The organism is Hymenobacter pini, assembly GCF_020421205.1.
Taxonomy (GTDB): domain Bacteria; phylum Bacteroidota; class Bacteroidia; order Cytophagales; family Hymenobacteraceae; genus Hymenobacter; species Hymenobacter pini.
This window is the reverse complement of sequence record NZ_JAIZZH010000005.1, coordinates 358,858-378,087: the sequence shown is the minus strand read 5'-3', so window position 1 is coordinate 378,087 and position 19,230 is coordinate 358,858. Positions and strand designations below refer to the sequence as shown.

Annotated in this window: 13 protein-coding genes; 8 read left to right on the top strand and 5 right to left on the bottom strand. The window is 57.8% G+C overall.

Annotation, left to right across the window (positions count from 1 at the left end; genetic code table 11):
* Positions 1-475: 475 nt before the first annotated feature.
* The 5 genes from LF252_RS19680 to LF252_RS19660 form a co-directional block, all read right to left on the bottom strand.
* A complete protein-coding gene (locus tag LF252_RS19680; protein WP_226271302.1) occupies positions 476-1,756 on the bottom strand; it encodes a M16 family metallopeptidase in 1,281 nt (426 codons plus the stop codon).
* A 10-nt stretch (positions 1,757-1,766) separates the two neighbouring features.
* Positions 1,767-2,972 (bottom strand): type IX secretion system outer membrane channel protein PorV, encoded by a 1,206-nt coding sequence (porV, locus tag LF252_RS19675; RefSeq protein WP_226271301.1) that lies wholly within the window; start codon positions 2,970-2,972, stop codon positions 1,767-1,769.
* A gap of 47 nt (positions 2,973-3,019) precedes the next feature.
* Entirely contained in the window at positions 3,020-6,949 is a 3,930-nt protein-coding gene (porU, locus tag LF252_RS19670; RefSeq protein ID WP_226271300.1) for a type IX secretion system sortase PorU, read from the bottom strand.
* A 169-nt stretch (positions 6,950-7,118) separates the two neighbouring features.
* Positions 7,119-7,817 (bottom strand): CDP-diacylglycerol--serine O-phosphatidyltransferase, encoded by a 699-nt coding sequence (gene pssA / locus LF252_RS19665; protein ID WP_226271299.1) that lies wholly within the window; start codon positions 7,815-7,817, stop codon positions 7,119-7,121.
* Positions 7,818-7,899: 82 nt separating this feature from the next.
* Positions 7,900-8,535: an MBL fold metallo-hydrolase gene (locus LF252_RS19660; RefSeq protein WP_226271298.1), complete on the bottom strand. Its 636-nt coding sequence runs from the start codon at positions 8,533-8,535 to the stop codon at positions 7,900-7,902.
* Between the two features lie 174 nt (positions 8,536-8,709).
* Here LF252_RS19660 and LF252_RS19655 point away from each other — a divergent pair, with 174 nt between their 5' ends.
* From LF252_RS19655 to ccsA, 8 genes are all read left to right on the top strand, one after another.
* Positions 8,710-9,816 (top strand): NAD(P)/FAD-dependent oxidoreductase, encoded by a 1,107-nt coding sequence (locus LF252_RS19655; RefSeq protein ID WP_226271297.1) that lies wholly within the window; start codon positions 8,710-8,712, stop codon positions 9,814-9,816.
* A gap of 10 nt (positions 9,817-9,826) precedes the next feature.
* Complete coding sequence (locus LF252_RS19650; RefSeq protein WP_226271296.1) at positions 9,827-13,132, top strand: hypothetical protein; 3,306 nt, start codon at positions 9,827-9,829, stop codon at positions 13,130-13,132.
* Positions 13,133-13,321: 189 nt separating this feature from the next.
* Entirely contained in the window at positions 13,322-13,963 is a 642-nt protein-coding gene (locus LF252_RS19645; RefSeq protein WP_226271307.1) for a heme exporter protein CcmB, read from the top strand.
* Between the two features lie 76 nt (positions 13,964-14,039).
* Positions 14,040-14,711: a cytochrome c biogenesis protein gene (locus tag LF252_RS19640; RefSeq protein WP_226271295.1), complete on the top strand. Its 672-nt coding sequence runs from the start codon at positions 14,040-14,042 to the stop codon at positions 14,709-14,711.
* Entirely contained in the window at positions 14,692-14,931 is a 240-nt protein-coding gene (locus LF252_RS19635; protein ID WP_226271294.1) for a CcmD family protein, read from the top strand. The genes LF252_RS19640 and LF252_RS19635 overlap by 20 nt, the downstream gene beginning before the upstream one ends.
* Before the next feature lie 171 nt (positions 14,932-15,102).
* Entirely contained in the window at positions 15,103-15,531 is a 429-nt protein-coding gene (locus tag LF252_RS19630) for a cytochrome c maturation protein CcmE domain-containing protein (RefSeq protein ID WP_226271293.1), read from the top strand.
* A 92-nt stretch (positions 15,532-15,623) separates the two neighbouring features.
* The gene (locus LF252_RS19625) at positions 15,624-16,580 is read left to right on the top strand and encodes a hypothetical protein (protein WP_226271292.1); all 957 of its coding nucleotides are present in this window, start codon (positions 15,624-15,626) and stop codon (positions 16,578-16,580) included.
* Positions 16,574-19,165 carry a cytochrome c biogenesis protein CcsA gene (ccsA, locus tag LF252_RS19620; RefSeq protein WP_226271291.1) on the top strand — a complete coding sequence of 864 codons (2,592 nt, stop codon included), beginning with the start codon at positions 16,574-16,576 and terminating at the stop codon, positions 19,163-19,165. The genes LF252_RS19625 and ccsA overlap by 7 nt, the downstream gene beginning before the upstream one ends.
* The last annotated feature ends 65 nt before the right edge of the window (positions 19,166-19,230 follow it).

The following is a 19,230-nucleotide window of genomic DNA, read 5'->3' as shown; positions in this document are numbered from 1 at the left end:
ATCTATTGCCCCGCGCACTGCTGGCCCTTCCCGGGCTGCAGCTGACGCGGGGCAATAGCCGTTTATAGCCCCCCTGCTAACAGAGCGCTAAGAGGGTGATGAGGGAACCAGCTGGGTAAGCGGTTAGCACTGGTGTGGCCGCCTACGTTAAGACTATAGATGGCCGCTTTGTCTGCCCTCTACTGGTTGCAACTGGGCTATACCATCAGCAATACTTATCAAGCAAAAAACAGAAAAGCCCACGCAGCAGATGCTGCGCGGGCTTTTGTGCTGTAGGCTGGTTGCTGGCTTAATTTAAACTTGTTGCAACTGCGCAATCTTGCGGTTTAATAGCTAGTAAGGCAATTATGTGTTCAATTGTGATAGGCGGGTTGAGTATCCATACTCGCTTCTGCTTGATGAGTAGTATAAAAGCAAAGGGCACTCATTGTAATGATGAGTGCCCTTTGTACATGTAAAAAAGAGATGACGAGCTCTATTTTGCCGGGCCTGCTACTACCTCAACCATTTGCTCGGGGCCGAGGTATTGTTGAGCAAGCTGTTGCAGGGTACGGGCATCTACGGCCTGAATATTTGCCAGGAAATCGGAATAGTAGCTAGTAGGCAGACTGAAGAAAATGAGATTCTTATACTTGTCGCACTGCTCGAAGACGGTGCTGAGCTCATTGGCGAACTTACCAGCCATGTAATTCTTCACGGTCTGTAATTCTGCATCCGGAATCAGGTCGTTTTGTAGGCGGCGCAGTTCGTGGTTAATTTCGCGGATTGCAGCATCTGCGCTGGCACCGTTTACATCGGAGCCAATTACGAAGCTGGTAGCGTGCTCACGCGGGCCAATGCTGGCATAAATACCGTAGGTTAGGCCTTTGTCTTCACGGATGTTTTTCATGAGCCGTGAGCCGAAATATCCCCCAAGTACCTTTACAAGCACTTGGAGTTTATGCGTGTCAGGGTTGTGCAAACCAGGCCACAGGCGGCCAATACGGAGAGAGGCCTGTAAGCTGCCCTCCACAGGGACATAGGAATTTGTAGGTTCCATAGTCAGTACAATGTCTGACTGCTCCGGGTAACTAGGAGTAGATTGGGTTATGGTACCCAACACCTCCTGCAGCATCTGTTCGTCAGCGGCCTTACTGTCGCCGCAGAGAAAGATTTCGGCTGTAGAGAGCTGATAAGCCTGTTGATGAAACGTCCGCAACTGCTCGGCAGTGACCTGCTGAAACGTTTCTTCGTTGAACTTCTGACCGTAGGGGTGCGTGGCACCAAACAAATTCTGGGAGAATTGTTCTGCGGCCAGGTAACTGGTTTTCTGACGTTCGACGCGCACGTTTTGAATGGTGCGCGTCTTTAACAATGCTAACTCTGCCTCGGGAAATGTGGGGGCTGTCAGCACATCAATTACCAACGGCAGAAGGTTGGCTAAGTGCCGGGTGAGGCAATACAGCGTGAGAGTGGCGCGGTCAAAGCCCTGTTCACATTCCAGTGATGCTCCGTAGTAAGCTATTTCGTCGGCTATCTGGCGGGCAGAGCGGGTTCGGGTGCCTTCCAGCAGCATACGGGCCGTGAGTAAGGAAATACCGGGGGCAGGCTCTGCCCATTTGCCTGCTTTTACTACTATCTGTAAACGGACAACTGGCTGCGCGTCGTTGCGGAGAACATGTAAACGCGCTCTATTAGGGAGCGAAAACACGTCAGCCGCCGGCAGCTTTACGCTGGCCAGCGGCTGAACGGGAGGAGCGACTGTACGGTCGAGCATCAAAAGGAAATTAGTTGGTGGGGCTGTCGGAGCTACCGAAGGCCTCGCTGAGTTCATTGAAGTTAAAGTGCAATGATACGCGTAAAGTTTGCGACAGGGGGTTATTTCGGGAGTTAGGCACTAAGTAGGTCCCATCGATGCCGAATACTTGGTATCGTACCCCGGCACCGAAGCTCAGATACTGACGCGCACCTTTGTTAGGATTCTCGTAGAAGTAGCCTGCGCGAACCATAAGCAGGTCGTTGTACACGTACTCAGCCCCGGCAGACAAGTTAATTTCCTTCAGTTCCTCGGAGAAGCCACCGGGGGCGTCGCTGAAGGAGCTAGTGATGCCGCGGACAATACCGTAGCCAGCCCGCTTCTCGTTTTCCGCTACTACGGCCGGAGCCTGACGATTATCGGTGGGGTCGTTCTTATCGTAGTAGGGCGTAGGTACTAACAGCTTGTTGGCATCTACTGTCAGCGTGATTTTGTTGTAGGCATCCAGCTCTTTGGTAATGGCGGTACCTAGCTTCAGATTGGTGGGCAGGAAGTCGGCGCGGTTTGGATCGGTATAAGTGATTTTGTTGCCGATATTGGAAACGGCTGCACCAAAAGCAAGGCCGTAATCACCAGTGCCAATAGAGAGGTCGGTGTTGTAATACGCGCCCAGGTCAACGGCAATGGCGTTGGCCGGATTTGAGTCGACGTTTGCGGCTCCACCAGTCAGGTTGGAGCGGATGTAGCGGGCGTTGATGCCAACCCCAAATTTGTCGCTCAGCTTTTGGCCGTAGCCGATAGTAAGGGCATATTCTTTGGGATTAAAAGTGCCGTTGGACTGATTGTTCGCCGTACGATACTCAATCTGGCCCAAATCAAAATACATCAGATTGGCCGACAGGGTAGCCCGCTCACCAATTTTACTGGTGCCGCTGAGGTACGCCAAGCCCATATCGTTGGAGATGCTGGCCAGCCAAGGCGTATAAGACACGGCTGCGCTGTGCTGGTAACGCACAAAACCCAGCTTACCGGGGTTGTAATAGCCGGCATTAGCGTCGGGGCTAATGGCCACACCCGCCTCGCCCAGGGCTGATGAACGGCTGTCGGGGCTGATGGTGAGAATGGGAACAGCGGTGGTAATGGCATTATCCCGGCTCTGCGCGTGAGTAGCGGTAGCCGCGAGACCCAACAGGCCAGGTAGCAGAACAGAGCGCAAGGACAGTTTTGGCAGTGTCATAAACGGGAAGAAGGGGTTGGAGACGGAAGGTAGGCGAAAAGCTGCAGTTAATTCAGTAGCACCAGTTTTTCGTATTTAGAGGCGGTAGAGGAATTGTCGCTGCCGGTTGAACGTGCCCGTACGCTGACGCGGTATACGTATACGCCCCGGGCCAGCTGGTCCTGGTATTCGTCGCGGCCGTCCCAGCTAATGGAGGATACGTGCGAGCCGCTGCCCAGGGCCGTGGCCTGCAACGTGCGCACCAGCTTACCAGAAACGGTAAAAATCTGTACCTGGATTTCGAGGTCCTCGCCCTGGCGGTTGTGGTCGAAGTGGAACGTGGTGTTGCGCGCGAAAGGGTTAGGGTAGTTCAGCACGTGCTGTAGGGCCAGTTTTTCGTTGGCAGCCGCCACAAACTCAATGGTGCGCTCGGCAGAGTTATTCCACGTATCCCAGGCTTTCACGCGCAACTCGTGGGGACCCGCAGCAAGATCTTTGAACTTATACTCCACGCGGCCTACCTGAAAACTGTCGGTTTTGGCTGTGTAGAAAGAATTGAGGACCGTCACCTTGCTGGCGTCGCCGTCGAGAGTAGCTGTAAGGTCGTGGCCGATGCCGGTGCCGGCGGTATTGATGCCGCTTTCGTCGCGCAGGGTGCCCAGCAGTGTGGTAGTCAGGCCCGTGAGGCCCCCGAACACAAACTGCTCGTTATCCATGAACAGGCGGATGCGGGGCGGAATGGTGTCGCGGAAGGCGAGAGGAGAGGCGTCGCCCACGCCTACCAACTGCTGGCCGTGGGCGTCGGTGTGATTGACGACATCGGCGGCGTATAGGCTGATTTTGCCTTGGCCCACGTTGTAGTTGATATCCTTGGGTACTACAAATTGCAGCTTGAACTGACCGTTGCGCACCGTGGCCGGGCCGTCGTAGATGACGTTTTCGCGCAATACAACCGGCACCGGGTCCGATTCATTGCCCAGCGTACGGGTAGTAGTTTTTTTCTCGAATACCTGCACGTTGGCTGTGCCGTTGAAGGCCGTATTCAATCGGCTTCCCTGCCGGATTTCGCCTTGCAGCGTTACTTGCTGCAGCGCTTTGAGCGTATCAGCCTGGGTAGCGGATTTGCCGTTGATGGCCGTTACCACGGCCTCCTGCTGCGGATAAGCTAGGCGCATGGATGGGTCGCCGAGCAGGGCGTAGTTGCGGTTGTTGTCGCCGGCAACGGCTACATTCTTAGCCGTGCGGCAGATGTCACCGATACGAGGCATGGTACCATCGGCGCGGGTTTTGAACAGGTCATTGAAGAACTCAATAGCCAGGGCCTGGTTTTTATCGGCGTACACCACGCGGGTAGTAGTCAGCAGACCAATAGCTCCACCGCTGATATCTGTTAGCGCACTTTCGCCAGCGGAGGTAAACTCCGGATTATCATAGGTGCTGAAGTCACAAGTACCGGTAAATAGAAAGGGCAGCGTACCAGAATTTTGTAGCCTCTGTACTGAGGCGCTGGTCAGGATTTGCTCGTCGGCCCAACTGCGGGGGCTACCGTGACCGATATAATTAATGATCAAGGAGCCTTTTTCAAATGCTTCGTCCACGGCCTTTTCGGCGGCGGGTGAGCGTTGCCCGGCTGCTACGGTGGCTTGTGGAAAAAGGTCGAGGTACTGCTTATATACGTTGTAGCCTAGCGCAGCACGCAGAGTATCCAGCGGATTCGCAAGTTGGTCACTATAATCCGTGAACAGATTACCGTCACCGTCATCGGCTACAAACGATAACCGGTTGCGCCACTTGCCAAAGCCAGCTACCGCATCGTAGCCGATAAGCTTATCAACGGTAGCCTGGGCCATGGTGGCGGTACGCACGGGCAAGCGGCCTACTGCTACGTCCATTAACTCATTGCTGGTGTTGGGTAACCAAGCACCCTCGTTGTCGTCGAGGAGGCCGTAGTAGTCGTCGGAGGAATAGGTGAGACCTTGACCGCCAAGGCGCCCACCCATTACTAGGTCAAAGCCTTCCACCGACTCATACACCGGCACGAAGTTTTGGTTGATTTTATCGGCGTTGAGGGGCTGGCGGTCTTTCCACCACGCCGGTAGTTGGGTGAGGTCGTTGGTGGGGTCGGCTTTGTAGTCGTAGGAAGCGTCGCCGAACAGCAACAGGTACTGGCGGCGGCCGGTGGTGTTCCGGTCGTACACCATTTTCATAAAGTCACGGATGGCCGATACGTCCTGACCGCCCGAACCAAACTCATTGTACACCTGTGAGGTGGTGACAACCTGCACCGTGAGGCCATCGTGGGCGGCGCGGTGGGCAGCCAGCTTATTGGCGGCGGCCAGAAACGCCGGGTGCGTCAGAATGACGAGTTCCAGCTTGCCATCGAGGTTGAGGGCATGCAGGTTCTGATTGGGTACCCGGCCGAAACCTCGGGGCGTGGGAAAATTACTGCCAGCAAACGCCACATACTCACGGACGGAATCAGTGCGAGCCAGAAAAGAGCCAGCGGAGTGATTGACGATGGCCGGCCGGCGCGGGTTGGTAACATCCCAGATAATGGTACCGGTGCTGGCATTGGCAACGTCGAACTGGCTGATAGCACTAGGAGCCACGTTGCTTAGGGAACGGAACTCTAGCTGGCTGCCGCTGAAACGAAGCTGCCGCTGTGCATTCAGCTCCAGATAATCTAAGTAACCCCGGGCCGCAGGGTCGGAGCCGGTATTGTAGGAAAAACTAACCTTGAAGTCAGAAGGAGCAGTAGCCGGCACCGTGTAGGTCAGCTCCGAGAAGTTGGTATTGGCAGCCTCCGGATAACAGCCGCCCCCGCCGGTGCAGCTAAAGCCGAGCACCACCTGCGTAGCGGTACCCTGGCCATTGATACTGGTTAGGAAAGTAGTAGCACTGGGTGAAGCGGCTACCACCGAAGACGTGACGCGGGCGGCGGTGCCCGGCACCAAATCGGTAACTGTAAAGGAGAAGTCGCGCTGCAGGGTGGAGGTGCTGGAAAACAGCTCTCCTACCCACACTCGCCCCGATTTGGCCACATTCAGCAGTTCTCGCTCATAAAACTGCCGCTCGGCAAAGGTGCTGATACGGGCCGACGCCGAGCCGCTGACGGCTGGCGCGGCGGCCACGCGGCGGCCGGCGCTGGTGCCCACGGTTACAAAGTAGTAGGCCGTATCGGCGTAGGGATTTTGCTGGTGGCGGAAGTAGGCCGTCTGGCCCTCCCGGGCCCAAGTGTGCGGGCCCCGGGCATAAAACAGAAAATACTCGTTGTCGTCGAAGGTGGCGTTACCATCCCCCACAAACTGGATGGGGTTTTCCACCAAATCGTCGGGGCGGTAGGCGCTGTTGGCCTGGGGCAGGGTGCCCATGGCATTGCCGTAGAGGCGCAGGCGGGCGGGGTCGAGGCTCTGCACATTCAGCCCCAGGCTGCTCAGGGTAGCTTTATCGAGCTTGTAGATGCCGCTGTTGGCCACCCCCAGCTTAAACCACTCGCCCTGGCTGAGGGCAGAAGTGCGCGTGTAGGTGCGGCTGGCGGTGCCCCGAAAGGCTGCGGGCGTGTAGCTGTAGCTAAAGGAAACCAGCTTTTCAGCCTGGCCCGTTTGCGGGTTGCGTCGCAACGGCTGAATGGCTAGCAGCGTGACCGGTTGCCGGTTTTCCAGGCCCGTAATCAACTCCAGTGCGGGCGTGGTGGGTAGGGCAGCTACATCCAGCTGTTTGGCGTCGGTAGGGGCCACGGGCTCGTACACCGTTTCCTGTAGCTGGCCTCCGGTGGCGGCACTGGGCAGACGCATCTGAAACGCGCCCACTTGTTGCCCCACGCGGAAGGATGCACCCCGAAACGACGGTACCCGGCGCTGCTGCCCACGAATGGTAACTGGCTCAGTACCCGTCCATAGAATACGTGCCCGGGCTACCTGGCCCGACTGCGCCTGAGCGGCCAAACTGGCCATACTGAGTACCCAGAGCGTAAGTAACCGGAACGTAGAAAGACGCATACGCAAAACAGCAACAGAAAAACAGAGAGTTGGACGTGCAACAGGTAGCCGCCCAACACAGTTCAGCCACCGGTACTTAACTGCCAAAATCGGGAATTATTGCAGGGTGTAACGTAAAAAACACACCATTTGGAAGTTACCGGGTACTGTGCCGCAGGTTAGTATGTAGCTATTGAACCGCCGGTTTTGCGGGGCTTACCACCGACAGCAGCACATATAGCAGAATGATAACCGGCACGGCGGCTGCCCACAGCCACAGCAGCAGGCCTAGGCTCAGCAGCAGGAAGACGAAGCGCACTTGGTTGTCCTGCCACCGGAACGACTTGAACTTGAGCGCAAACAGCGGCAGCTCTGCTACCAGCAGCCCCGACAGCACCAGCGTGAGCACCAGCAGTACCCACGGGTTGAGAATGAACGGACTGAGCGCAAACCGGTCGTTTGCCAGAATCAGGGGCAGGGAGGCTACTACCAGCGTACAGGCCGGCGTGGGCAGACCAATAAACGAATCGGACTGCCGGGTGTCGTTGTTGAACTTAGCCAGGCGCAGCGCCGAGAATACTGTTACGATAAAGCCCGCATACGGCAGCCAATCAGGCAAATCGGCCCCGCTCTGGACCAGTAGGACGTACAGAAACGCGCCCGGTACTACCCCAAACGACACCACATCGGCCAGCGAGTCCAGGTCCTTCCCGATGGGGGAAGAAACATGCAGGGCCCGGGCCAGCAAGCCATCGAAAAAGTCGAATACGGCCGATAGTACCACAAAATAGGCTCCCAGTTCGAGGTTGCCGGCAAAAATCTGGCAGAGTGCCAGGCAGCCCGAAAACAGGTTTAGGCAGGTAACGGCGTTGGGAAGGTGTCTTTTCAAGGAAGTAGAAGTCGTAGAAGTCAGAGTACCGGAGAGCAATCCGCAGCTTGCCGCAAAGCGCTTTACGGATTGCTACGGGCTTTTATTGCAGGAATGGGTTGCTGCGCCGTTCCTCGCCAACGGTGGTAGCCGGGCCGTGGCCGGGGTATACTACCGTGGCATCGGGCAGGGTGAGCAGCTGGGTGCGGATGCTGCTGATGAGCGTGGCATAGTCGCCGCCGGGCAAATCGGTGCGCCCAATGCTACCCCGGAACAGCACGTCGCCCCCAATTACTACCCCCGATGGAGCGTGGTAGAACATGACGTGGCCGGGGGCGTGGCCGGGGGCAAACCGCACTTCCAGCTCCGTTTCGCCGAAGCGCACCGGCTCGCCGGGCGTCAGAAAGCCCGTGGGCTCAGCAGGCGTGTAGAGCGGAAAACCGTAGCTGGGCGCGTACGCCGGTACCGAGCGGAGCGTGCTCAAATCGGCCTCATGAATCAGGAAAGGAACCTTATAAGTATCCAGAATAAACTGATTACCGAATACGTGGTCGATGTGGCAGTGCGTATTCAGGAGCAGTACCACCTGCAGGCCCTGGCTGCTGATAAACTGCTGTAGGGCCTGTTGCTCGGCCTCGTCGTAGCAGCCGGGGTCAACTACCACGCACTGCTTGGTGGCATCGTGCAGCAGGTACGTATTCTCAGAAAAGGCGTTGAAGGTAAATCCGGAAACCGTCATGGGTGCTTATAGAGGAATGGCGGCCAGGTGTGGTCCGCCCGCAAATGCGCGGGTAAGTTACGGAAGTGTAGTGAGGTGCCGTCTTGCGCCGGACTACCCGTGCTCCGGTTGAAGCACCTTATTCAAACCGGTTCCGTATTCGGGCATGCCGTCAAATCCCCTACCTTGCCCCCAATGATACGAGTAGAGTATATATTGGTAGGTTACGGTATTGCCGGCGCGGCCTTGGCGGCTGAGCTACGCGCCCGGGGCCGGCAAGTGCTGGTGTTGGATGCGCCTCAGCCGGATTCGGCTTCCCGGGTAGCGGCCGGCCTCATGAATCCGGTGGCAGGGAAGCGGTTTGCCCTGGGCTGGCGGGCCGAAGAGCTTTTAGATGCGGCCATTCCGTTTTACCGGGCTCTGGAGGAGCAGTTGCGGGTGCCCATTCTGCGCGAAATGCCCATTGTAAAGCTGTTCTCCTCGGTGCAGGAGCAGAACTCGGTACTGGCCCGCAGCGCCGACCAACCGTGGCAGCCGTTTGTGCAGGAAGCTACCGGTGAGCTGCCCGCTCTGCCCGGTATTCACCAGGAGTTTGGCGGCTTGCTGGTGCGGGGTGGGGGCTACGTGCTGGTAGAGGAACTGCTCACGCGCCTGACCGCCCAAGGGCTGCGGGAAGGATGGCTGCAACACGAAACTTTTGACTGGGCCCGGCTTGTTGCCGATGCAGCCGGCGGCTTCCTGTACGACGGACGGGTGCATACCCAGCACGTTATCAGTTGTGAGGGAGCCGCGGCGGTTCATAATCCGTTTTTCAATTGGCTGCCACTCACTCCTAATCAGGGCGAGGTACTGGACGTGGAATGCCCCGATCTACCGGAAGGTGCCGTGCTGAACAAGGGTGCTTACGTGGTGCCGCTCATGGGCGGGCAGGTACGCGTGGGTGCCACCTACCGCTGGCCCCCGTTTGCGGCCGGTACCACGCCCGAAGCCCGCGCCGAACTGGTGCAGCGGCTGGAGGCCATTACCGACCTGCCGTTCCGCGTGACGGGGCAGCGGGCGGGCGTGCGCCCCGCCGTGCGCGACCGGAAGCCCTTGCTGGGCACTCACCCGGAAACGCCGGGCGTGCACATGTTTAATGGGTTTGGCTCAAAAGGAGTGATGATGGCACCCCGGCTGGCCCAACTCATGGCCGACTGGCTGGAAAATGACGTAGAGCCTTGGCCCGAAGTCAATATCCGGCGGTATCTTTCGTTATATCCATCCGCGCCGGCCGCGGCCGGTTTACCTGCATCCCGTTCCTAGCTTTCAGTATATGAGGCACGTGTCCTTTCTTTTCTGGCCCCGCGTGAAAGGGCCAGCTGGCCTGGCAGCTGTGCTGCTGAGCGGTTTGTTGGTGAGCGGTACTGCCCAGGCCCAAACGGCGCAGGAGCCATTTGGGCGGGTCCGCATCCAGTACAAAGAGTTCCGGTGGCAGCAACTCAGCACTCAGAACTTCAACATCTACTATTACGCCGGGGGCGAGGCCGCTGCCCGGCACGCGGCGGAGTACGCCGAAAAAGAGCTGCAGCGCATTACGGGGCTGATTGGGTACTATCCGTACTCCAAAACCACCATTATGCTCTACAACTCCGTGGGCGACCTGCGCCAGAGCAACGTGGGGTTGACCTCGGATAAGTACGAAACTGGCGGCGAAACCTCGCTGCTGCGCATGACAAAGGTGCAAATTGCCTTCCAAGGCCAGCAAACCCGCTTCAAGCAGGACCTCAGCAACCGCATCACCCAGGTGCTGCTCAACGATATGATGTACGGTGGCTCGCTCAAGGAAATCATCCAGAGCAGCTACCTGCTACAACTGCCCGACTGGTTTATCAGCGGAGCCTCGGCCTACGCGGCGCAGGGCTGGAGCGTGGAGATGGACAACTACATGCGCACTATGACCAAAGAATATGAAGGCAACCGGACAGCCCCGTTCTTTGTGCGCAACCCGGAGTTGGCCGGCCAAAGTGTGTGGAATTACATTGCGGAGCGCTACGGCTATACCAGCGTCCAGAACATTCTGAACCTGACGCGCATCACCCGCGACGTGGAAGTGGGCATTAGCTCCTCGCTGAATGTGCCTTACAAAGTGTTCCTGAAGGACTGGTTGGCCTATTACCGCCAGCTCAATGCCCAGCCTCTGACACCCTACCAGGAACTGAACGATAAAAACAGTGTGGCCGGTGGTAGCCGCCGGGCCGTGCTCTACAGCCAGCCCGTGCTTAGCCCTAACGGCCAGCGCCTGGCATTTGTGCAGAACGACCAGGGCCGCTACCGGGTACTAGTGATGAATAAGAACGGGAAAGGCCGCACCAAAATCCACCGGAGCGGCTACAAAACCCCCGACCAGCAAGTGGAAACCCGGTTGCCGGTGTTGGCCTGGCGTGGTAACAGCCAGGTAGCGGTGGTGGAGGAAAGCAAGGGCCAACTGGCTCTGCAGCTCCGCGAAGCCAACGGAGGCGTACCCAACATGCTGGCCCGCCTGAAAAGTCTGCTACCCACATTTGGCCGAAGCAACTCCCTGTTCGGGCAGTTCTCGCAGGTTACGGATATCAGCTACTCGCCCGATGGCAAGTCGTTGGTGTTTAGCGGGGTGCGCAACGGGCAAAACGACATCTACCTGTTGCGGGCCGGCAGCCGCACGCCCGAAAAGCTCACCAACGACATCTTTGACGACGTGGAGCCGGCATTTCTGCCCGGCGGTAGCGGGATTTTGTTCAGCTCCAACCGGTGGCTGGACTCGGCGGGTACGGCCAAAGGCAGTTTCGGGGCCGTGGTGAACAACTACGACCTGTACCTGTACCACCTCGATGGCCGGCCGCAGCCCGTAGAAGTGTTGGCCAGCACCATTTCCAACGAAGGCCGACCCCACGCCATCTCTGATTCCGAAGTGCTGTATATCAGTGAGGAAAGCGGAGTGCGCAGCCTGTACCGCCTTGCGCTGGGCACTAAGCAGTACCAACCGGTCACCAGCTTTCTGGCCGATATCAAGGAGTACGATTACAACGCGGCTACCGCAACGCTGGCCGTAGTGGCCGCGGCCGATGGGCGGGAAAGTGTGTACCTGTACCCCAACTACACGCTGCCAACAGATTTGAAGCTTTACAAAACGGCCCGCCAGGAAACGCTGGAAGACCGCTCGAAGCCGGCTAAAGCCGCCGCTCCCAACCGGCCCGGGCCAACCATTGCTAACGCGGCCCAGCAGAACGCGCAGCCAGCCGCTACTGCGCCCGCTGCCACGGCTCCAACTGCTCCCCAACAAAACCAGCGTGTAAATACCAGTGAATACCAGTTTGATGAGGATATTCCAGCCTCTCGTGCTTCACCCACCACGCCCAAGCGGCGGCCGGCTACCGTAGTAGCGCTGCCCCAGGCGGCTCCGGCGGAGGCGTCGTCGGTATCCGGGCCTTTCCTCTACGATACCCGCTTTAGCATCGACAATGTGGTATCTACCCTGTATTCTGATCCGCTGCAGGGGTTAGGATTGCTGGGGCAGGTAAACATGTCGGATATGATGGAAGACCACCGGATTCAGGCTGGCATTTTCGCCCTCACCGACCTGCGCACCAGCAATATCTTCGCTGAATATACCAACCTGAAGCACCGCTACGACTGGAGCATCCGGTATCAAAAACAAGCGTATTTCCAAGACTTGGATAACGGCCGGATACGCTACGGCCGGCACGAAATTGCGCCTACGCTGGCCTATCCGCTCACGCACAACCTGAGCGTGCGGCTGGGGCCACGTTTCGTGACGGTGAGCCGGAAGGTATATTCAGACCTGACCAACTCCACCGACCGTACAAACAATTACCTGGGTGGCGAAGGTGAACTAGTGTTTGATAACTCCATTGCCACCGGCGTGAACATGCTGCAGGGTACCCGCATGAAAGCGGGCGTAACGCGCCTGAACGATATTTCGGGGCACAACACCAGTTTCACGAAAATCTTTATCGACCTGCGCCACTACCAAAAGCTGCACCGTCAGCTCATCTGGGCGAACCGCGCCAGTTTTGGGCAGTATGTCGGTGGCGGTTCGGCTCAGCCTTTCTTCCGTTTGGGCGGTATGGATAACTGGTTGAATTACAATTACGATGACGACCAGTATATCACCGCTGACAAAGTAAAAGGGACCAACAACACCGACATTGACCCAACGCAGATGTTCTATCAGCAGTTTGTAACCAACCTGCGGGGGTACAATTACAGCAAGCGCATTGGCCAGAAGTACGTGTTGTTTAACTCGGAGCTACGGTTGCCCATCATTCAGTACTTCTCGCACCGGCCCATTGAGTCGGGCTTCTTCCGTAACCTGCAGTTGACGGCCTTTGGGGATATGGGTACTACTTACTCAGGCGCCAACCCATTCAGCGTGAACAACTCCAACAATACCAAAACTGTGTCGGAGGGTTCGTTCAATGCCACCGTTGTCAATTTCACTAACCCCATGCTGTACGGCTACGGGGTGGGCATGCGTACTACCATGCTGGGTTTCTACGTGAAAGGCGACGTGGCTTGGGGCCGGGAGCAATACTCCATCAAAGGGCCGAAGCTGTACGTTACCCTAGGGTACGATTTTTAACCGGTAGCTATTCTAACGGTGCCAAATCAGGCGGTTTTCCAACAGGAAAATCGCCTGATTTATTTCATGTAGGCAGTAGGCATACTATTCCGGCCGGGGTGGGGGCTAATCCGGGAGTTGGGTTGTATCTTTGCGGTCCTGTTTACCAGCCGTGTTGCCGTGACGCTTCTGAGCGAAATTTGGGTACTGATGCAGAAGGACTTCCGCCTGGAGTGGCGGCAGCGCGCGGCCCTGAACGGGATGCTCCTGTACGTAAGCAGCACCGTATTCGTGTGTTACCTGAGCTTCTCCTCGCGTGGGGGGCAGCTGCCCGCCCCGGCCTGGAACGCCCTGTTCTGGATTGTGCTGCTGTTTTCGGCCGTGAATGCCGTGGCGAAAGGCTTCCTGCAGGAAAGCCGCGGCCGGATGCTGTACTACTACACGCTGGTACGGCCCCAAGCCGTCATTCTGGCCAAAATAGCCTACAACGCTTTGCTATTGCTGGGCCTGGCTCTGGTGGCGCTGCTGCTGTACTCGGTGGTGCTGGGCAACCCCGTGCAGGATGTGCCGCTGTTTGTGGGCAATGTGGTGCTGGGGGCCCTGGGGTTTGCCAGCACGCTCACGCTGGTATCGGGCATTGCTGCCAAGGCCACCAACAGCAGCACCCTGATGGCCGTGCTAGGCTTCCCGCTGATGGTGCCCATGCTGCTGCTGCTCATCAAAGTATCGAAAAACGCGCTGGATGGTTTAGATTTTGAAGCCAGCCGCAGCTCCCTGCTGACCTTGGTAGCCCTGAACCTGATTGTTGGGGCAGTATCGTACCTGTTGTTTCCTTTTCTATGGAGAAGCTAGAAGTCAGGAGCCGGAAGCCGAGAGATGTACATCGGCTTTTGGTTCCCGCCTCTTAGCTCCTAGCTCCTGACTCCTCATGAAAAAAAACTGGTGGAAAGCTCTTAGTGTAATACTGCTGCTGTATGTGGCAGTAGCGGGCCTGCTCATGCCGGTGCCCCGGCTGGCTATTCTCAATGAGAGTATCCGGAACCTGTATTTCCACGTGCCCATGTGGTTTGGGATGACGTTCATCCTGCTGGCTTCGGTGTATTACTCGGTGCGCTACCTGCGCAACCCCACACCGGAACTGGATATCCAGGCCCACGAATCAGCCCGGACGGGTATTCTGATGGGGTTTGTGGGGTTGGCCACGGGTAGTATCTGGGCCAAGTACACCTGGGGCGCGTGGTGGACCAACGACCCCAAGCTGAACGGCGCGGCCATTGCCATGCTCATCTACGGGGCTTACCTGGTGTTGCGTTCCTCCTTTACCGATGAGCAGCAGCGGGCCCGGGTATCGGCCATCTACAACATCTTCGCCTTTGCCACGGCTATGCCGCTGTTCTACATCCTGCCCCGCCTCACGGACTCTTTGCACCCCGGGGCGGGCGGCAACCCGGCCTTCGCTAAGTACGACCTTGATAGCAACATGCGGCTGGTATTCTATCCGGCCGTGATTGGCTGGACGCTGCTGGCGTTCTGGCTGGCCCAGCTGGCCAGCCGCGTTTCCTTGCTCAAACTCAAAGTATATGAAAAACAGCTTGCGTAAGCTCCGCCCCTTACTGGCCCTGCTAGTAGCCATGTTGCTGCCTGTACTGCGCGTATCGGCTCAAACGGCCGACCAGCCCGAAATGGCCGATGCCCTGCGCCAAAGCGGCAAAATCTACGTGGTAGTGGCCGTTATTGCCGTGGTGCTGGCTGGCCTGCTGTTCTTCCTGATTTCACTGGACCGCCGCCTGTCGCGCTTGGAAAAGGAAGTGCAGGAATAGTGTAACGCCAGTGGCAGATGAATACATATGCCATCAGTGCCGTCCGGCTGGCTAAAGTAAATACTCCGTCACGCATTTACGCAGTTGCGCATTCCGGCACCTTTCCGGCGCACTTTGTTGTTCAGAATTGACCTCTGGCCCTGTGGTTGGGCCGCCTGTTGTACAATCGACATGAAAAAAGCACACATTTTCGTCATGGCCATTATTGCCGTGGCAATCAGCATCATCGTGAGTACCGCCGGTGATGCCAGCGTGTACGTTTCCTTTAAAGAAGCTCGGGAGCGGGCTGCCGATGGCAACCTCACTAAGGTGCACGTGGTGGGCCGCTTGCCCCGCGACGGGGCTAAGAACATCCTGGGCCTAGAATACAACCCCACCGTCGACCCCAACTACTTTGCCTTCACGCTGGTGGACACCAACCGCATTGCCCAGCGCGTGGTGTATTTCAACCCCAAGCCCCAGGATTTCGACAAATCGGAGCAGGTGGTCATTACCGGGGCCATGCGCAACGACACCTTCGTGGCTGATAAAATTCTGCTGAAGTGCCCATCTAAATACGTGGAGAAAGATATCAAGGGCGCGACGGCATCAGTTAACTAGGCAGCACACGGGTAGTGGGGGAGCAGCAACCAACAGCAGACACGCAAACAACCAGACTCCGGGTTTTGGTCGGTTTGCTGGCTGCGCTGCTTTTGCTGAAGAATAATACCGCTACCTGCCAGGTGCCCAACGACGACATTGCCCGGCGGCTGGTGTTACAGGTCGAAAAACCGGTAGCCTCCACCACTACCAACTGCACCGTGCAGTGGCCATGCGTGGACGAGCGCCTGACGGGCAAATGCATCGAGTACCACAACGACCAGTGGTTTGAGTTCACGCCCTCAGTTTCGGGTAGCTACTTCGTGAATATCAGCGGGCAGCAGTGCCGGGACACGCGCGGGGTACAACTGGTGGTGCTTACGGGTATTCCCTGTCAGCCGGCTACGTACCGCATCCTGTCGTGCACTTCCCTTGGCAGTCAGGATGATGTGTTTGTGCCGTTGCAAGGCCTGCAAGCCGGGCAGGTGTATTTGCTGAACGTGGATGGCTACCTGCGGGACTATTGCCGGTTCAACCTGGCAGTAAGTAGCACCGCCTACGGCCTGCCAGCCGCTAGCTTACCGCCCGCTCCAGCAGCGCCTAGCGCCAGCCGCGTGGTTACGCTGCACTGGACTCTGCCTGATTCGGTCAGCTCGGTGGCGCGGTTTCGGGTGTGGCGGCGGGAGGCCACCGCGTTTCGGGCCAGCAGCCAGGCCGTGGTAGAGGTAACCCGCAGCACCTACGGTACTGCTGCCCCGAGCTACAGCTGGACTGATACGGTAACCGCCCCGGGGCGCTACCTTTACCAGATAATTGCTGAATCGGAGGATAATATGGCGCCGGTACTGGTGCAGCAGCAGTGGTTTAGCCATAGCAAGCTGGGCACGCAACCACCGAAACCGCCAACGGACTCCCGGCGGCAAGCGCAGCAGCAACAAAAACAGTGGGAACGACGAGCTGGCCGGATGCGCCGGCATCGGGTTTCTATTCAGATAGACAAAACAACTCATAATCAGTTTGGTAGAGTATCTGGCAATCTGATTTACTTTCAACGCAGCAGCACATGTTGAACACCCTTATCGGCGACGCGGGACACCTGAGTGTCATAGTAGCGTTTGTGGCGGCCACGGTGGCGGCGTATTCCTATTACAAAGCCGGCCAGGGTCGCGCCCTCGGCGACACCGATGCCTCGTGGCTGCAGTTGGGCCGGGGGGCTTTCCTAGTGCACAGCCTGGCGGTAGTATCCGTTATTGCCTGCCTGTTCGGCATTATCCACGGGCACCGCTACGAGTACTATTACGCCTGGAGCCATAGCAGCAACCACCTGCCGGTGTACTACATGATTTCCTGCTTCTGGGAAGGGCAGGAGGGTAGCTTCCTGCTCTGGATTTTCTGGCACGTGTGCATTGGCCTGGTGCTGATGCGCTATGGCCGCCGCTGGGAAGCTCCGGTCATGGCCGTGTTTGCCGGCGTGCAGCTGTTCCTCACGTCCATGATTCTGGGCGTAGTGCTGGGCGACCTGAAAATCGGCTCCTCGCCGTTTATCCTGCTGCGCGACTTCATGCCCGACCTGCCGGTCTGGAAAACCAACCCCAACTTCGTGCCCAAAGATGGTACCGGCCTGAACGCCCTGCTCCAGAATTACTGGATGGTGATTCACCCGCCCACTTTGTTCCTGGGCTTTGCCCTCACGCTGGTGCCCTTCGCCTACGCCGTAGCGGGCCTCTGGAAGGGTGAACTGACCAAGTGGACCAAGCCGGCGCTGCGCTGGTCGTTGTGGGGCGGTATGGTGCTGGGCGTGGGTATTGTGATGGGTGCGTACTGGGCCTACGAAACGCTGAACTTCGGCGGCTATTGGAACTGGGACCCGGTGGAAAACGCCGTGTACATTCCGTGGCTGGTGCTGGTAGCCTCCCTGCACGGGCTGGTGCTCTGGCAGCGTAGCCGCACGGCTTTGCGTACCAGCTTCGTGCTGGTTATTGCCACCTTCCTGCTGGTACTCTACGCTACCTTCCTCACCCGCTCAGGCGTGCTGGGCAACGCCTCGGTGCACTCCTTCACCGACTTAGGCCTGTCGGGCCAACTGATAATCTACCTGGGGGCCTTTGTGGTGCTGGCTATCGGCCTGTTGGTGTGGCGCTGGAAGCAGATTCCGGTTTCGGAGAAAGAGCTGACTACCTACAACGCCGAGTTGTGGGTGTTTGTGGGCGCTACGGTGCTGTGCCTGGGTGCCTTCCAGGTACTGTTCACTACCAGCATTCCAGTGTACAACGCATTCATGGGTTTCCTGGGCGTGAAAACCAACGTGGCCCTGCCCGCCGACCAGATTGCCCACTACACCAAGTTCCAGCTGTGGATGGGTGTGGGCGTGGCCTTTTTCTCAGGCCTGGCCCAGCTGATGTGGTGGCAGAAAAACGACAAGTCGAGCCTGACCAGCACCCTCACGGTGCCGGCTATTCTTACGCTGCTCATTTCGGCCCTCGTGATTCTGCTGGTGCAGTACTTCGGCCACAAAATGAGCATTACCTACATCGTGCTGCTGACGACGGCCCTGTTTGGGGTGCTGGCCAACCTGAGCATGGTGCTCACACTGGTGAAGCGTAAAGCCAGCCTTTCGGGCGGCGGGGTGGCCCACATGGGCATTGCCCTGATGCTGTTGGGCGTACTGGCCTCGGCTGGTTACTCCAACATCATCAGCCAGAACGTATCCGGCTTGCTCTACTCCCGCGAGTTCGACCAGACCACCAACCAGGACAACGTGCTGCTATGGCGCAACGACTCGGCCCCGATGGGCAAGTACGAGGTGCGCTACACCGGCCAGTTCTGGGACGTGCCCGGCGTGCCCGGCTACGTGGATAAGCAACTGCTGTACCGCACCGCCGATGAGTACAAAACCCTGGCTCGTGCTGATATTAAGCGCGGCGACAAGGTATATTACAAAGCCGGCGACACGGTAGAAATTAACCCCGAAAACACCTACTACCGCGTCGAGTACAAGGACAAGAAGTCGGGCGACACGTTCACGCTGTATCCCCGCGCGCAGGTGAACGAGGAAATGGGCGGTCTGCTGGCTTCACCCGATATCAAAAAGTTTGCCGACCATGACATCTACTCCCACATCAGCGCCGTGCCGCCGGTGGATAAGGAGAAGGACTGGAGCGAGGTGAAAGAGCACGTGCTGAGCGTGGGCGACACCATCTACCTCAACGACTACTTTGCCGTGTTCCGGGCCGTGGAGCCCGCCCACCAAACGGCCGGCCTGGGCCTGCAGAAGGGCGACTTAGCCATTCAGGGCGACTTCCTGGTGTACGGTGAGAAGAAGCAGTACCACGTGCACCCCGTGTTTGTGGTGCGCAACCGCATGATTGGCCGCGTGCCGGACGAGGTAGAAGACTTGGGCCTGCGTCTGAGCTTCCTGAACGTGGACCCGCAGCAAAGCAAATTCACCTTCGGCGTAAGCACCACCCAGAAGGACTATATCATTCTGAAGGCCGTCGAAAAGCCTTTCATTAACCTGCTGTGGAGTGGCACGCTGCTCATGGCCCTGGGCTTCGGCATGGCCATTTACAAGCGCCGCCACGAAGCGGATGGTGCAGAAGCTGCTCCGGCTATTCCGCGGAAGGCGCAAAAAGCGAAGCCCCGGCAGGTAGCCTAATAGCACCACCCAATAAAAAGGCTCCGGTAGATTTACCGGAGCCTTTTTATTGGGCAGTTTGGTCA

Bases quoted from the DNA above. Each gene is read 5' to 3' on its own strand.
- LF252_RS19660 (WP_226271298.1), bottom strand. From the start codon at position 8,535: ATGACGGTTTCCGGATTTACCTTCAACGCCTTTTCTGAGAATACGTAC.
- LF252_RS19650 (WP_226271296.1), top strand. From the start codon at position 9,827: ATGAGGCACGTGTCCTTTCTTTTCTGGCCCCGCGTGAAAGGGCCAGCT.
- porU (WP_226271300.1), bottom strand. From the start codon at position 6,949: ATGCGTCTTTCTACGTTCCGGTTACTTACGCTCTGGGTACTCAGTATG.
- ccsA (WP_226271291.1), top strand. From the start codon at position 16,574: ATGTTGAACACCCTTATCGGCGACGCGGGACACCTGAGTGTCATAGTA.
- LF252_RS19640 (WP_226271295.1), top strand. From the start codon at position 14,040: ATGAAAAAAAACTGGTGGAAAGCTCTTAGTGTAATACTGCTGCTGTAT.
- LF252_RS19645 (WP_226271307.1), top strand. From the start codon at position 13,322: ATGCAGAAGGACTTCCGCCTGGAGTGGCGGCAGCGCGCGGCCCTGAAC.
- LF252_RS19635 (WP_226271294.1), top strand. From the start codon at position 14,692: ATGAAAAACAGCTTGCGTAAGCTCCGCCCCTTACTGGCCCTGCTAGTA.
- LF252_RS19655 (WP_226271297.1), top strand. From the start codon at position 8,710: ATGATACGAGTAGAGTATATATTGGTAGGTTACGGTATTGCCGGCGCG.
- porV (WP_226271301.1), bottom strand. From the start codon at position 2,972: ATGACACTGCCAAAACTGTCCTTGCGCTCTGTTCTGCTACCTGGCCTG.
- LF252_RS19680 (WP_226271302.1), bottom strand. From the start codon at position 1,756: ATGCTCGACCGTACAGTCGCTCCTCCCGTTCAGCCGCTGGCCAGCGTA.
- LF252_RS19630 (WP_226271293.1), top strand. From the start codon at position 15,103: ATGAAAAAAGCACACATTTTCGTCATGGCCATTATTGCCGTGGCAATC.